Raw genomic sequence first — 14,061 nt, 5'->3', positions numbered from 1 at the left:
CGCCTCCAGGACGGGCCCGGGCCCGCCACGGCATGACGCCACGGCACGGGCAGGCCGGCAGTCGCCGTCACCCCCGACAGGCGCGCCGGCTCATCGGACGAGCACCCGCTCGCCCGAGCGGGGCACCACGGCCGTCCAGCCGAGTTCGCGGTCGATCCGGTCGCGCAGTGCTTCCGACCCCTCCGGCTCGCCGTGGACGAGGTACACCGCGCTCGGGGGCGGGGCTCCCCGGAGCCAGTCGATGATCTCCGCGGCATCGGCGTGCGCGGAGAACGCGGGAACGTTCACGACCTCCGCGCGAACCGGCACGTACGTCCCGTACATCTTCAGCGCGCGTGCGCCGTCCACCAGGTCGCGGGCGCGGGTGCCCTCCGCGGCGTAGCCGACCACGACGACGGTGTTGCGGGAGTCCGGCAGCAGGCGTCGCAGGTGGTGGACGACACGGCCGCCGGTGGCCATGCCGGAGGCGGAGACGATGACCGCCGGGCCGTGGGCGCGGTCCAGGGCAAGCGACTCCTGCAGCGAGTGGACAGGGGTGAACGGTGCGGGGTCCAGGGCGGACGAACCCTCGGCGAGGACGTCGGGCCGCAGCTGGTCGGAGCCGGCGGCGAAGGCGTCCCGGTAGATCTGCAGGGTGGCCAGGGCCATCGGACTGTCCACGTACACGGGCACGTCGGCCGGTAGCCGACCCGCCCGGCGCAGCTCGGTGAGCCGGTGCAGCACGACCTCGGTGCGGTCGACGGCGAAGGACGGGATCACGACGGTCCCGCCGCGTCCCAGTGTCCGCTCCAGCGCCCGGGCGAACCACTCGCGGGCGGCCGACTCCTCGTGGTGCCGGTGACCGTAGGTCGACTCCATGAGGAGCACGTCGGCGCCGCCGAAGGGGGCGGGCGGGCGCAACAGGGGGTGGACGGGGCGTCCGAGGTCGCCGCTGGCGGCGATGGTGTGGCCGTCTTCGAGCACCAGGTGCGCCCAGGCCGAGCCGAGGATGTGTCCGGCGCGGTGCAGCCGGAGCACGATGCCGGCCACGATCTCGACGTCGGTGTCGAGCGGGACGGGGTCGAACATCCGCAGGGCGTTCTCGACGTCCTCGTCGTCGTAGAGCGGTTCGGCGGGCCGGTGCTTGGACCAGCCGTGTTCATTGGCGTGGTCCGCCTCCTCGCGCAGGAGGTGGGCGCTGTCACGCAGGATCAGCTCGGCGATCCGGGCCGTGTCGGGCGTGGTGAGCACCGGGCCGCGGAAGCCGTCGCGGACGAGGCGGGGCAGGTAGCCGCAGTGGTCCAGGTGGGCGTGGGTGAGCACGACGGCCCGTACGTCGGCGGGGTCGAGCGGCAGGGGCCGCCGGTTGCGCCGGCGCAGCTCGGCCAGGCCCTGGAACAGGCCGCAGTCGATCATCAGCCGGGCGTGGTCGGTCTCGACCAGGAACTTGCTGCCGGTGACGGTGCCCACGCCGCCGAGGAAGGTCAACAGGCCCGGCCTGGGCTGCGTCCGCGGGCCGCCGCGGTCGGTCGTACCGTCCGTCGTCATGGCCGACCTCCAGGGTGCGGGGTCCCCCCATCGTCTCCCGCTTCGGCGGCGGTGTCCCGGGCCGGAACGACCCTGTGGCGTGGACCGTACGGCCCTGTCCGCCCGTCTCCGACGGGCGGACAGTGATAACGGGACCACCGGAGGAGGAGTGAGAACGATGCAGCATCGCAGCGTCAACGACGTGATGACCCACGAGGTCGTCACCGCCCGGCCCGACACGCCGTTCAAGGAGATCGCGGCGCTGTTCCACCGCAACGACATCACCGCGATCCCGGTCGTCGACGACCAGGGGCGACCGCTGGGCATGGTGTCCGAGGCCGACCTGATCCGCAAGGAGGCCGTCCTGCCCGACCCGGAGGGCCGCCACCCCGGCCGGTGGCTGGACGCCAAGGACCGCGCCCGCGCCGAGGCCGAGACGGCCGGCGGGCTGATGACCAGCCCGGCCGTCACCGCCCGCCCCGGCTGGTCGGTCCCCGAGGCCGCGCGCGCCATGGACAGGCACAAGGTCAAGCGGCTGCCCGTGGTCGACGAGATCGGACGCCTGGTGGGCATCGTCAGCCGCCGCGACCTGCTCCAGGTCTTCCTGCGGCACGATGCGGCCATCCGCGAGGAGATCAACCACGACGTGCTCGGCCAAACGCTGTGGGTCGCGCCCGGCGACGTCCGCGTGGCGGTGCAGGAGGGTGTGGTCACCCTGGAGGGGCGGCTGCCGCGTCGCAGCCTGATCCCGATCGCCGAACAGCTCTGCCGCTCCGTCGACGGCGTGGTCGCCGTCCACACCACCCTCGACTGGGCCGAGGACGACACCGAGCAGGCCCTGGAACACCCCCGCGCCTACCGCGCGGCGTCGTAGGAGGCCACGATGACCAGCACACCGAGCGTCGTCGCCGACGTCATGACCCACGCCGTGGTCGCCGTCGGCCGCGACGCCGACTTCCGCGAGATCGCCGAGACCCTGCAGCGCTGGCAGGTCAGCGCCGTCCCCGTGCTGACCGGCGACGGCCGAGTGATCGGCGTGGTCTCCGAGGCCGACCTGATCACCGCCCGTGACCGCGACGCCGAGCGTGCCGGCGCCCTGACGGCCGGACGGATGATGTCCGTCCCCGCAGTCACCGTGCACCCCGACAGCCCCCTGAACGAGGCTGCCCGGACGATGGCCCGCGGCCACCTCAAGCGGCTCCCGGTGGTCGACGAGGAGGACTACCTGGTCGGCATCGTCAGCCGCGGGGACCTGCTGAAGGTCTACCTCGGCGACGACCGCGAGCTCGCCGACCGGGTGCGCTTCGAACTGGTCGCCACCCTCGGCCCGAGCTCCGCGGTGGACACCGACGTCCGCTCCGAGAACGGCCGGATCACCCTGACCGGCGAACTGACGGACACCGTCTCCGCACCCCTCCTGGAACGCCTGGTGCGCTCCGTACCGGGCGTGGTCGGCGTCGAACTGCGACTCGCCGCGCCGGCCTGACCGGGAGGTCGGCACCGACGAACCGCCCACGGGGTCGGAGGGCGGCCGGGCCGAGCCTTCGCCGGGCGCACCGGTGCGACGCCGTTCGCACGGCGGACGGCAGGCCTGTGGCCTTCGAGCCGCGGCGTACTGGCTAGGCTCGGCCTCCGGCACTACAGGACCTCCGACATCGTCCGCGGCATCGTCACCGCCCAACGGCGGACGGCGTTCGAAGCGGCACAGGGATCACCACCATGACCTCCCCCTTCGCCGACCCGGCGTTCTACCGCGACCGGTACCCGACCTACGCCGCCCTGCGCGCCGACTCGCCGGTCCTCCGGATCCCCATGCACGGCAAGGCCGGCACCGCGGCAGTCGTCACCGGCTACGACGCCGCCCGGGAGGCCTTCACGGCCCCGCTGTCGAAGGACACCGTCGCGTACTTCGCAGACAGGCCGTCCGGCCGGTCCCTGCATCCGGCCGTCGCCCGGACCATGCTCGCCACCGATCCGCCGGAGCACACCCGGCTGCGCCGCCTGGTCACCAGAGCGTTCACCACCACCGTGGTCGACGGACTGCGGCCCTACATCCGATCACTCGCCGAACAGCTCGTCAGCCGCTGGGAACCCGGCACCGAGGTCGATCTCGTCGAGGAGCTGGCCGGCCCCCTACCGGTCACCGTCATCTGCCAACTCCTGGGCGTCCCCCCGGCCGACCGGCCGTCGATCCGCGCCTGGTCGACCGACCTGTTCGCCACGGGCGACCACCACCGGATCGACGCCGCCTCCCACGCCCTGGCCGCCTACATGACGGACCTGATCACCGGCAAGCGCGCCCGCCCCGACCGCTCGCTGCTCTCCGACCTGATCGCCGTCCACGACGACGACGCCGGCCGGCTCGACGAGGACGAGCTCCTCTCCCTGGCCGTGCTGCTGCTGGTCGCCGGCCACGAGACCACCTCCGCGGCGATCGGCAACGCCGTGCTGGCGCTGCTCCGGCACCCCGCCGAACTTGACCACCTGCGCACCAACCCCCACCGCGTCCGGGCCGCCGTCGACGAGTTGCTGCGCTACGACTCCCCGGTGAGCATCGCCACCTGGCGCTGGGCGCCCGACGAGCTGGACCTCGGTGGCGACCACGTACCCGCCGGCAGCGCGGTCTTCGTGTGCCCCGGCGCGGCGAACCGTGACCCGGCGCGGTTCGCCGACCCCGACCGGCTCCACCTCCGCCGCGCGGACGCCGCCGGTCACCTGGCCTTCGGACACGGGATCCACCGCTGCCTCGGCGCACCGCTGGCCCACGCGGAGATCGAGATCGTGCTCGGCGTCCTCCTGGAGCGGTTCCCCGGTCTGCGGCTGGCGGCCCCCGCCGACCGACTCGTCTGGCGGCAGTCCCGACTGGTCCGTGGCCTGGTCGCCCTGCCGGTGGGTCTGTAGACGCCCGAGGCGCGGGGAACCGCGGGGATTCCCGCAAGGTCCTGCCCGTCGCCGACCGCTTCGACGGGTGGTCCGCCGTTGTCCTGGCGCCGGCGCCAGGACAACGGCGGGCCGGCCTCAGCCGGCGACGCCGTCACTGCGCCGCGAGCCGCGGCGTGCGTGCCGGCTCCGTCCGGCGCGCACCCGTCGCCTCGAAGGCCGCGGCCAGAACCAGCAGTGCGTTGTCGTCGTAGGCACGACCCGCGAAGGTCAGACCGACCGGCATGCCGATGTCCGCCATGGTGCCCATGGGCACGGTCACCGTCGGGATGCCGAGGTGCCGGGGCACCAGGTTGCCGTTCGCGACCCAGACGCCGTTGCGCCAGCCGAGGTCGGCGGACGCCTCGCAGACGTCCATATCCGCCGGTCCCACGTCGGCGACCGCGGGGAACACCACGGCGTCCAGGCCCAGGCCGTCCATCCACTCCTCCAGGTCGACCCGGCGCGTCTCCTCCAGCCCCCGGAGCCCCTGTTCCAGGTGCGGCATGTCGGTGAAGGACGCGTACGGGCGCTCGCGGACGAAGCGCGGGTAGTCGGCGATCGAGTCGTCGAACCCGGCGTAACGGTCCGGGAGTTCACCCTGCTGCTTGGGCCAGATGCGGTCGCCGTCGACCTCTGCCAGGGAGGCGAGTTCCGGGTCCCCGTTGGCGCGCAGGAAGTCGTCCCACGCCCAGGCGGACAGGTCCTCGATCTCGACGGTGAGGAAGTCCCGGCCGACCAGGCCGCGGGTGAGCAGCGAGGGCGCACCGGGCCGGTCGGACTCGTAGTTCGACACCACGGGGAAGTCGACCTCGACCACCTCGGCGCCGGCCGCTTCCAGGTCACGGCGTGCGGCTTCCCACAGGGCGATCACCGAGGGACGGGTGTCGATCCGCCGGCCGGTCTGGCCGCCGATGCCACCGTCGGGGTTGGCGCCGGCGTCGGGGTCGGCGTTGACGTACATCCCGGGCACGCCGACGCGCTTGCCGGCGAGCACGGCGCGTGCCGCCGGGGCGTCGGCGGGCGCGAGAGCCGGGTACGACGCCGGGCGCACCTGTGACGACGCGGGCAGCGGCACCCACGGCTGTGCGCGCCACAGGTCGCCGCGGGTCTCCGGGTCGTCGGCCACGATGACGTCGAGCAGCTCGAGCAGGTCGGCCATGGTGCGGGTGTGGGGGACGACGACGTCCATGGTCGGGACGAGCGGCCAGTTGCCGCGCACCGAGATCACGCCCCGGCTGGGCGTGTAGGCGCACAGTGCGTTGTACGACGCGGGCGCCCGGCCCGAGGACCAGGTCTCCTCGCCGAGGCCGAACGCGCCGAACGACGCCGCGGTCGCGGTGCCCGAGCCGTTGGACGAGCCCGAGCCGTAGGCGCTGGTGAGCCAGTCGGCGCTGTACGGGCTCTCCGCACGGCCGTACACACCGCGCTGCATCCCGCCGTTGGCCATCGGCGGCATGTTGGTCAGGCCGATGAGGACGGCCCCGCCCGCGCGCAACCGCTCGACGGCGAAGGCGTCGCGCTGGGCGACCAGGTGCTCGAACGCCGGCGAGCCGGCGGCGGCGGTGAGTCCCTTCGCCAGGTAGCTGTCCTTAGCGGTGTACGGGATGCCGTCCAGCGGGCCGAGCGTCTCGCCGCGCGCGCGGCGGGCGTCGGAGGCCTCGGCCTCGGCGCGGGCGTCCGGGTTCATCACGACCATCGCGTTGAGCGCAGTGGCGGTGCCGGGCCGGTCGTAGGCGTCGATCCGCGCGAGGTAAGCGTCGAGCAGTTCGACCGCGGTGGTCTCCCCGCTCTCCAGCGCCGCCCGGAGGTCGGCGATACCGGTCTCCACAACATCGAATCCGCGCGTCATGCGGGTGCCTCCTGGGTGTTCGGATGGGGCAGGGGCGTACACGGCGTCACGCCTCCGGGCGCACTGGCCGGGGCAGAGCCGGCCCGCGCTGCTGGAACGTTCCAGCAGCGCGCATCCTAGGCAATGCTGGAACGTTCCAGCAACGGGGGCGAACCGGGGAGGGGATCGAGGCGGGACTGCGTCTAGACTTCCGGGCTGTGACCAGCCGCTCCGTGACCCTCATCGACGTGGCCCGGGCGGCCGGGGTGTCCAAGAGCACCGCCTCCAACGCGCTCGGTGGCTCCGGCCGGGTCTCGGAGACCACCCGCGAGCGCATCCGGAACGTGGCCCGGGAACTCGGCTACCGGCCGAACACCGCGGCGCGCAGCCTGCGCCGTGCCAGCACCGGCGCGATCGGACTGCACCTGCCGCGCACCGCGACCCGCCTCGACTACTACATGAACCTGGCGTTCGGCGCGGTCGAGCGGGCCAGGCAGGACGGGCTGGACCTCGTCCTGCTCGCACCCGGCACGGCGGCCGGCACAGGACTCGCCGCGCGGGTGGACGGTCTCCTGGTGATCGACCCCGAGGTCGACGACCCGGAGGTGCCCGACCTGCTGGGCGCCGGCGTCCCGGTGGTCACGGGCGAGCGCTACCTGGGCGGGGGCGTCGCACCGAGCGGTGCCGTGGTGTGCGACAACGCCGCCTCGCTGGTCGCGCTGCTGGACCACCTGGCGGAGCGCGGCGCGCGGCGCCCGGCGCTGCTCGTCCCCGGTCCCGGCTCCGACTGGGCCGCCGCACTCCGGACGGCCGCCGTTGCCTGGAGCCGGCGCGAGGGCATCGAGGTGACCGTGCGGACGGTGCCGTTCGCCACGACGCCGGTCGAGGCCGAGGCGGCCACCGCGGGCCTGATCGGCGGGGCCTCGGGCGCGGACGCGGTGGTGTGCGCCCCCGACGGTGCGGTTCCGGGCGTGCTGACGGCCGCGGCACGGGCAGGCCTGCAGGTCGGGTCGGACCTGCTGGTGGCCGCCTGCGTCGACGGCGCGGCGACGCGCGGCTCCGGCCCCCAGGTCACCGCGGTCGACCTGCGCCCGTCGGAGTACGGGCGCGCGTGCGCCGCCCTGCTCAGCGATCTGCTGGCGGGATCGGCCGAGCCCGGAGCCGTGCGACGGCACGAGTGGGCGCTGAAGGTACGGGAGTCCACGGCCGGGCGGGCCTGGGGCCGCACCTGCTGATCCCGCGCCGGCGGGCTGCGCGTCGCCGCCGCCGAAGAGCCCGTCGAGGCGGCCGACACCGCCATACTGGTGCCCCACGGCATCCGGTACGAGAAGTCCGCCCTACTGCGGCAGGCGCTCGGACCGGGCTGCACGAGGCCGTACCGGCCGTCCGGCGGGCGGAGGCGGAGCTGTACGCGGTGCACACCGATGCAGAGGTCGTCGAAGCCGGCCGTCGGCGCTGCCGACGAGACATCGGTTCCACCACGGGAGGAAGGGTCGCATGGCGATTCAGCGGATGGACAACGTCGGCATCGTCGTCGAGGACATGGATGCCGCCATCGCGTTCTTCGTGGAACTCGGGATGGAACCGGACGGCAGGGCGGAGGTCGAGGGCCGCTTCGCCGACCAGTGCACCGGACTCGACGGCGTCCGTTGTGACATCGCGATGCTCCGGACCCCGGACGGTCACAGCCGGCTGGAGCTGGCGAAGTACCACAGTCCCGCGGTGATCAGCGCCGGGCCGCGCAACCGGCCGCACAACGTCCTGGGCACGCACCGCGTCATGTTCGCCGTCGACGACATCGAGGACACCGTGGCCCGCCTGCGCCCTCACGGCGCCGAACTCCTCGGCGAGATCGCCCGGTTCGAGGACAGCTATCTGCTCTGCTATGTCCGCGGCCCGGAGGGCGTCATCATCGGACTGGCCGAGCAACTGCACTGACGCGAGGGATCCCCCCGGGCGCGGACGGCATCCCCGATCCGGGCGGTCAGACCCCTCTCCGCGGGCGCGCGGTCCTCCGGGACCACCGCCTCGTCCCGGTCCTCCTCCGGAAGCGGCCGGATCCGGGTGCGGGGCGGCGGCCGGGCCGGGGAAGGGCCCGCCTCGCGTCCGCCCGGGGTTCTACGGCGACGGATCCGAGGACGGATCCGAGGAGTCGGCCGGGGTCGCGAGGACGCGGGCGATGAGGAGGGCGACGTCGTCGTGGGTGTCGGGCCGGCGCAGAGCGGCCAGGAGGAGGTCGCAGGTGTCGTCGAGGGGGCGGCGGGAACCGGCGAGCAGGTCGGTGAGGGCGTGCAGGCGCTGGTCGATGTCCTGGTCGCGGACCTCGATCAGGCCGTCGGTGTAGAGGACCAGATCGTCCCCGGGCCGCAGGGTGAGGTCATGGGCGGGAAACGGCAGGCCACCGACGCCGAGTGGCGGGCCGGGGTCCAGTGGGACGGGGTGAGGGGCGTGGCCTGGGCGGGTGAGGACGGGTGGCGGGTGACCGGCGTCGGCGAGGCGGCAGCGGCCGGTGGCGGGGTCGTAGAGGGCGATGAGACAGGTCGCCATGGCGTCGCCGAGGTCACGGGTGGTGGTGTCGAGGTGGGTGAGGAGGTCGCCGGGGTCGAGGCCGAGTCGGGCCAGGGCGCGGGTGGTGGTGCGGAGCTGTCCCATGGTGGCGGCGGCGTTGATGCCGGAGCCCATGACGTCGCCGACGACGAGTGCGGTGCGGTCGCCGGGAAGGGGAATGGTGTCGAACCAGTCGCCGCCGGTGTCGTCGGTGGCGCTGGCGGGCTGGTAGCGGTGGGCGATCGCGAGGCCGGGCGGATGGGGGGCGTGCCGGGGCGGCAGGAGGTGGCGTTGCAGGGCGAGCGTGGTGTGACGTTGGTGCTGGTACCAGCGGGCGTTGTCGATGGCGACGGCGGCACGGGCGGCGAGTTCGGTGACGAGCAGGGAGTCGTCGCGGTCGAACGGGGCCGGGTTGCGGGTGCGCTTGAGGTCGAGGACGCCGAGGACCTGGCCGCGGGCGGTCAGCGGCACCGCCAGGTAGGAGTGGACGCCGGCTTCCGCGAGGAGGCGGGCCGCTTGATCGCTGCGGGCGATCCGCGGGAGGTCGCCGGCGCTCACGTGGGGCACGAGGACGGGGTGGGCGCCGCTGGCGGCCTGGGTCACGAGCCGCTGCGCGTGGTAGTGCGTCACCTCGCCGACCGGGTCGGCGGCCGCGGTGGCCGCCGTGGGCTGGGCGGCTTTGAGGGCCATCGCGCGGAAGGCCGGCGGCCCCCCGTCGTTCGGGTTGCCGGCCGCGCCGGGAAGCAGGGCGTCCAGGAGGTCGACGGCGGCGATGTCGGCGACCTCGGGCACGATCACCTCGGTCAGCTCCCGGGCGGTGGCGGCGAGATCCAGCGTGGTGCCGACCCGGATCGACGCATCGGCGATCAGGGCGAGGCGGCGGCGGGCCCGGGCGGCGGCGAGGGACTGCCGGTACTGCTCGGTGACGTCGATGACCGAGATCGCCAGGCCCAACACCCGGCCGACCTGGTCCTCCAGCCGGTAGAACGAGGACGTCCAGGCGTGCTCGCCGCCGTCGTGCGGCGTGTACCCGGTGGTGAAGTCCTCCAGCACCGGCCGGCCGGTGGCCAGGACCTGCCGCATCCGGTCCTCGATGGCGGCGACGTCCAGGTGCGGCAGCACCTCGCCCGGGGTGCGGCCGAGGTGTCCGGCCGCCGGTACGCCGTTGATCCGCTCCAGGGCGGGGTTCACCAGGACGAAGCGCAGGTCCTGGTCGAGGACGGCGAGGCCGATCGGGGCCTGGTCGACCATGCGCACCGACAGCGCCAGGTCCCGCTCCACCCGCTGGAGGGTCGCGCGGGAGGAGGCGATCCCGAGCGCGTACCAGGTACCGGACGAGGCCTGCAGGCGCATGTTGCGCATCTCCACCAGGACCGTGTGGCCGTCCTTGTGGCGGGCGGGGAACGCCCCGGCCCACGTTCCCTCGCCGGCCATCACCCGGTCGAACGCCTCCAGCACGGCATCGCGGCGGTCCGCCCCGACGAGCAGGTCCACGGCACCGCGCCCCAGCGCCTCGTCGCAGGCGTAGCCGAACAGGTCCTCCGCCGGCGGACTCCAGAGCGCGATCCGGCCCTTCTCGTCGACCACGACGGCGGCCACACCGAGGACGTCCAGCAGGCCGCCCGCGGCCAGGGCCGCATCGGACGGTCCCAGTCGATCCGGCATGCCGCCACCTCCTCACACCACCGGTGGGACAGGTCGAGCGAACGGCTGCTCCCTTCCCATTCTGCCTGCCGGGAACGCGCCCCAAGGGCACGAGGGCAAGGCCGGCGGCGACCGACGGAGCCACCGGTCGGCGGCCCGGAGGTTCACCTGGGCGGGCGGTCTCCGCTCGCACGCCGTCCCCGGGCGGGGACAGGCTGGCACCCATGGACCACACCAGCCACCTCACCGCGCCCGTCCCCGTGACCGTGACCGCGACCGTGACCGCCCGCAGTCCCCGGCAGGCGGCGGTCCAGATGGAGTCCGCCGTGCTGACCACGGTCGCCGAAGTGCTCGACCGCCTCGCGGACCCGGGCGCCGACGACCCGGGGCCGAAGGCCGGCGTCGTGGCGGGCGGTCTCCGTGCGGCACTGCGGACCGCGGGCCCGCCCTGCGCGGACGAACAGCCGCTGTCTCCGGCAGCGGCCGGGGACCGTCCCGGCCGGGACCGGCTCGCCGCCCGCATCGGCGACCTGTTCGCCGCCGGGAGTCCCGTCGGCGAACAGGTGCGCGTGGACACCGACCTGGTGGCCGACGCCGTGGCGCAGCTCCGATGCCTCGGCGTGCGGTTCGCCGGCGAGCCGGTCGCGGTCGCGCTCCGCCGCCTGTGGGAGCACCTCTACCTGCGCGTTCCGCTCACCGTACTCGTCCTCCGGGCGGACCCGGGCCGGCCGTTCGCCGGGAAGGGCAGTGTGGGCCCGTGACCGCCCGGCCCGCTCGCCCTGCGGACGGCTCACGGGCCCCGGAGGATCTCGAAGGCGTACTCGCCCGGGTCGACACTCCACCGTTCTGCAGCGGGCGCTACGGACGCGGAGTCCTCGCCGGACTGCGCTGGGCCCTGGGTCACCGGGAGGCCGCGCCCATCACCGCGACGTCCCTGCCGGGCGTCCCCTGCCCCGCACGGCTCCTGGCCGAGACGGACGCCGCCCGCACCGAACTGCTCGGTCACAACGGCCGCTCCTTCCAGCTGGACTACGCCCGCGGCGTCTACGAGGCCCTCGCCTGGGTGTGCGGCCACCGCCGGCACCCGCCGGGGGCCTCCGTCCACGAGTAGGGCGGGCACCACGGTCTGGAGCAGGGGGCCCACGGCCGCGGGACGGAGGCGGCGTCCCGGCTGGACAGGGCCCGGCAGACCAGCCCGTCGAACCACCTCAAGACGTTGAAGGACGCGGGCCCGGTGGACGCCGCACCCGGGCTCCGACCGGCCGGCCGAGGCGCGGCGGCTGCTCGGGCGCCTTCACCGACCGGCGCCCCCGCCTGATCAACGAGACACGCCCCGGCTCGGGCGGACTGCGGCCTCCAGGTGGCCGAGTTGGGCGGCGAGGATGTCCTCGAACGCGGCGCGGCGGTCCGCCCCGAGGGGGCGGACGTCACGGGCGAAGTGGGCCAGGGCCGGGAAGCGCGCGGGGTCGGCGCCCAGTACCGCCACGCGGAACAGCTCCATGCCCTGTTCGCGCTCTTCCGGGGTGACCGTACTGACCCCGGCCTCGGAGGCGACCAGTGCGGCGATGAGGACGGCGATCCGGTGGTAGAACACCGGGACGTCCTCGTCGGGCAGTCCCGAGGCGCGCAGCGCCTGTAGCGCCTCTTCCATCACCAGCCGGGAGCCGGTGCCGCTCGACGCGTAGCGCCCCCAGACCGCGGCGAGCTGGGGCTGCTGACCGAAGGCGTCCCTCACGCGCAGGGCCAGGGCCGTGATGCGCTGCTTCCAGTCCCCCTCGGCGCGGTGGCCCTCCATGGCGGTGAGGAGAATCCGGTCGGCGACCGCCCGCAGCAGTTCGGTCTTGCTCCGGAAGTGCCGGTAGAGGCTGGAGGAGTCGGTCCCGAGGACCGCGGCCAGCTTGCGCACGCTGAACGACTCCGCATCGCTCGTGCGCAGCAGCTCCGCCGCCGCGTCCAGGATCTCCTCGGTCGACCAACGCCTTCGGCCTGCCATGCCGCTCCTCTCGCCGGATCTCAGCCTAACCTATGCACTTGGCGTTGCACGCAGTGCGTGCATAATGAGGACGTGAGCTTGTCGGGCGGGGCCGGCAGGAGGCGGGCCCCCTTGTGCCCTTGTTGTCCCGGGTCAGGTGACCGATGCGAAGGTCGCCCGGGGAAGACGAAAGGACGCATGACGTGAAGAACCCACTGGACTGCGCGGCACTGGACGCCGCCGTCGAATCCGTCCACCGCGCCGGGGTGCCGGGCCTGTTCGCCGAGGTGCGGGACGGCGACCGGGTCTGGCGCGGCGCCGCCGGGGTCGCCGATGTCGCCACCGGCCGCCCCGTCACCGCCGGCATGCGGCACCGTGTCGGCAGCATCACCAAGACCTTCACCGCCGCCGCGGTGCTGCAGCAGGTGGAGGCCGGTCGGATCGGGCTCGACACGCCGATCGGCCGGTACCTTCCGGAGCTGGTCCCCGGCGAACGCGGTGACGCGATCACGGTCCGGATGCTGCTGAACCACACCAGCGGCCTGGCCGAGTACCTCCCGTACGCCTACCCCTCCCTCAAGGCCTACCCCGTCCTCGCGGACACCGGGCCGCAGAGCCTGGACGACCACCGCTTCACACGGTTCGACCCCGTCGAACTGATCGGGATGGGGGTCACCGCACCTCCCGTGGGCGCCCCGGGCGGTACGCCCGGGCTGTACTCCAACACCAACTACCTGCTCCTCGGCCAACTTCTGGAACGGGTGACCGGCACTACGGCCGAACGGTGCATCAGCCGGGACGTCATCGAGCGCGCCGGGCTCCGGGACACCGGGTTCCCCACCGGACCGGACGTCGACGGGCCGCACTCGCAGCTCTACGAGTCGTGGTTCGGCATGATCGACCCGCCGCGCGACTACGGCGTCTACGACATGTCATGGGTGGGACCGGCGGCCTCGCTGATATCGACCGTCTCGGACCTCAACCGCTTCTACGGCATGCTGCTGGCCGGGGAGATCGTCAGCCCGTCGTCGCTGGCGCAGATGCAGCGCACCGTCCGGATCGTCTCTCAGGAGATGAGGACGGTCGACTACGGCCTCGGCCTGCATCCGATGGAGGGTGCCGGTCAGGACTCCTTCTGGGGCCACGGCGGCACGGTCTGGGGTGGTGGAGCGCTGGCCATGACCCGCGCCGACGGCAGGCGGCAGATGGCGCTCGCGGTGAACGTGCAGAGGTGGAACAGGCTGGACTCCTCGGGCAGGCCGCAGCCCCATCCGATCGACGACGCGCTCGCGGCCCTGTACCGCGTGGCGATGTACGGCTGAGCCGGCCCGCAGCGGGCGCCCCCGAGCGGCGGCAGCGCACTGCGGGGGCGCCTTCGCCGGGCCCGGAGCGGCGAGAAGCCACTCCCCGTGGCGGCCGGAGAGAGCCGTCGGCCCTGCCCGACCACCGCGAGCGTCGCACGGGCGACGCCGGCTCCGTGCCGGTCCGCCCGGTGAAGCCGAGTCCCACCCGCCGCGCCGGCAGGCCCGGTTCGCGAAGACGGTCCCGCTCGCCACCCGCCGCCTCGCCACCCCGGGTCCGCCCGGCGGGCGCGCCGCAGCCGTTGCCGCCATGTCCACTGCCACGACGGCGGGAGGTCGCG

The 14,061-nt window shown here is 74.1% G+C and carries 12 protein-coding genes; 8 read left to right on the top strand and 4 right to left on the bottom strand.

What is annotated here, in order from left to right:
* Positions 1 to 90: 90 nt before the first annotated feature.
* A complete protein-coding gene (locus ACF9IK_RS35740) occupies positions 91 to 1,527 on the bottom strand; it encodes an MBL fold metallo-hydrolase RNA specificity domain-containing protein (RefSeq protein WP_395298219.1) in 1,437 nt (478 codons plus the stop codon).
* 157 nt (positions 1,528 to 1,684) lie between these two features.
* Between ACF9IK_RS35740 and ACF9IK_RS35735 the strand changes: the two genes are divergently transcribed.
* From ACF9IK_RS35735 to ACF9IK_RS35725, 3 genes are all read left to right on the top strand, one after another.
* Positions 1,685 to 2,380 (top strand): CBS domain-containing protein, encoded by a 696-nt coding sequence (locus ACF9IK_RS35735; RefSeq protein WP_395298218.1) that lies wholly within the window; start codon positions 1,685 to 1,687, stop codon positions 2,378 to 2,380.
* A gap of 9 nt (positions 2,381 to 2,389) precedes the next feature.
* A complete protein-coding gene (locus ACF9IK_RS35730) occupies positions 2,390 to 2,992 on the top strand; it encodes a CBS domain-containing protein (protein WP_395298217.1) in 603 nt (200 codons plus the stop codon).
* 233 nt (positions 2,993 to 3,225) lie between these two features.
* Positions 3,226 to 4,407, top strand: coding sequence for a cytochrome P450 family protein (locus tag ACF9IK_RS35725; protein ID WP_395298216.1), 1,182 nt, complete (start codon positions 3,226 to 3,228; stop codon positions 4,405 to 4,407).
* A gap of 133 nt (positions 4,408 to 4,540) precedes the next feature.
* On the opposite strand, the gene ACF9IK_RS35720 is transcribed toward ACF9IK_RS35725, so the two are convergent.
* Positions 4,541 to 6,277, bottom strand: a complete 1,737-nt coding sequence (locus tag ACF9IK_RS35720) for an amidase (protein ID WP_395298215.1) — start codon at positions 6,275 to 6,277, stop codon at positions 4,541 to 4,543.
* A gap of 197 nt (positions 6,278 to 6,474) precedes the next feature.
* On the opposite strand from ACF9IK_RS35720, the gene ACF9IK_RS35715 reads away from it, so the two are divergent.
* Together ACF9IK_RS35715 and ACF9IK_RS35710 are read left to right on the top strand one after the other, a co-directional pair.
* On the top strand, positions 6,475 to 7,491 hold the full coding sequence (locus tag ACF9IK_RS35715) for a LacI family DNA-binding transcriptional regulator (RefSeq protein WP_395298214.1): 1,017 nt from the start codon (positions 6,475 to 6,477) through the stop codon (positions 7,489 to 7,491).
* A gap of 262 nt (positions 7,492 to 7,753) precedes the next feature.
* Positions 7,754 to 8,194: a VOC family protein gene (locus ACF9IK_RS35710; RefSeq protein WP_395298213.1), complete on the top strand. Its 441-nt coding sequence runs from the start codon at positions 7,754 to 7,756 to the stop codon at positions 8,192 to 8,194.
* Positions 8,195 to 8,374: 180 nt separating this feature from the next.
* On the opposite strand, the gene ACF9IK_RS35705 is transcribed toward ACF9IK_RS35710, so the two are convergent.
* The gene (locus tag ACF9IK_RS35705; protein ID WP_395298212.1) at positions 8,375 to 10,468 is read right to left on the bottom strand and encodes a SpoIIE family protein phosphatase; all 2,094 of its coding nucleotides are present in this window, start codon (positions 10,466 to 10,468) and stop codon (positions 8,375 to 8,377) included.
* A gap of 203 nt (positions 10,469 to 10,671) precedes the next feature.
* Between ACF9IK_RS35705 and ACF9IK_RS35700 the strand changes: the two genes are divergently transcribed.
* Positions 10,672 to 11,208, top strand: coding sequence for a hypothetical protein (locus tag ACF9IK_RS35700; RefSeq protein ID WP_395298211.1), 537 nt, complete (start codon positions 10,672 to 10,674; stop codon positions 11,206 to 11,208).
* Complete coding sequence (locus ACF9IK_RS35695; protein ID WP_395298210.1) at positions 11,205 to 11,558, top strand: hypothetical protein; 354 nt, start codon at positions 11,205 to 11,207, stop codon at positions 11,556 to 11,558. Before ACF9IK_RS35700 ends, ACF9IK_RS35695 begins: the two co-directional genes overlap by 4 nt.
* Before the next feature lie 207 nt (positions 11,559 to 11,765).
* Here the strand turns inward: ACF9IK_RS35695 and ACF9IK_RS35690 are convergent, their stop codons facing one another.
* Entirely contained in the window at positions 11,766 to 12,440 is a 675-nt protein-coding gene (locus tag ACF9IK_RS35690; RefSeq protein ID WP_395298209.1) for a TetR/AcrR family transcriptional regulator, read from the bottom strand.
* Positions 12,441 to 12,622: 182 nt separating this feature from the next.
* Between ACF9IK_RS35690 and ACF9IK_RS35685 the strand changes: the two genes are divergently transcribed.
* Positions 12,623 to 13,741 carry a serine hydrolase domain-containing protein gene (locus ACF9IK_RS35685; RefSeq protein ID WP_395298208.1) on the top strand — a complete coding sequence of 373 codons (1,119 nt, stop codon included), beginning with the start codon at positions 12,623 to 12,625 and terminating at the stop codon, positions 13,739 to 13,741.
* The last annotated feature ends 320 nt before the right edge of the window (positions 13,742 to 14,061 follow it).

It is taken from the genome of Kitasatospora hibisci, from assembly GCF_043950205.1.
Taxonomy (GTDB): Bacteria; Actinomycetota; Actinomycetes; order Streptomycetales; family Streptomycetaceae; genus Kitasatospora; species Kitasatospora hibisci.
This window is presented reverse-complemented; position numbering and strand designations above follow the sequence as displayed.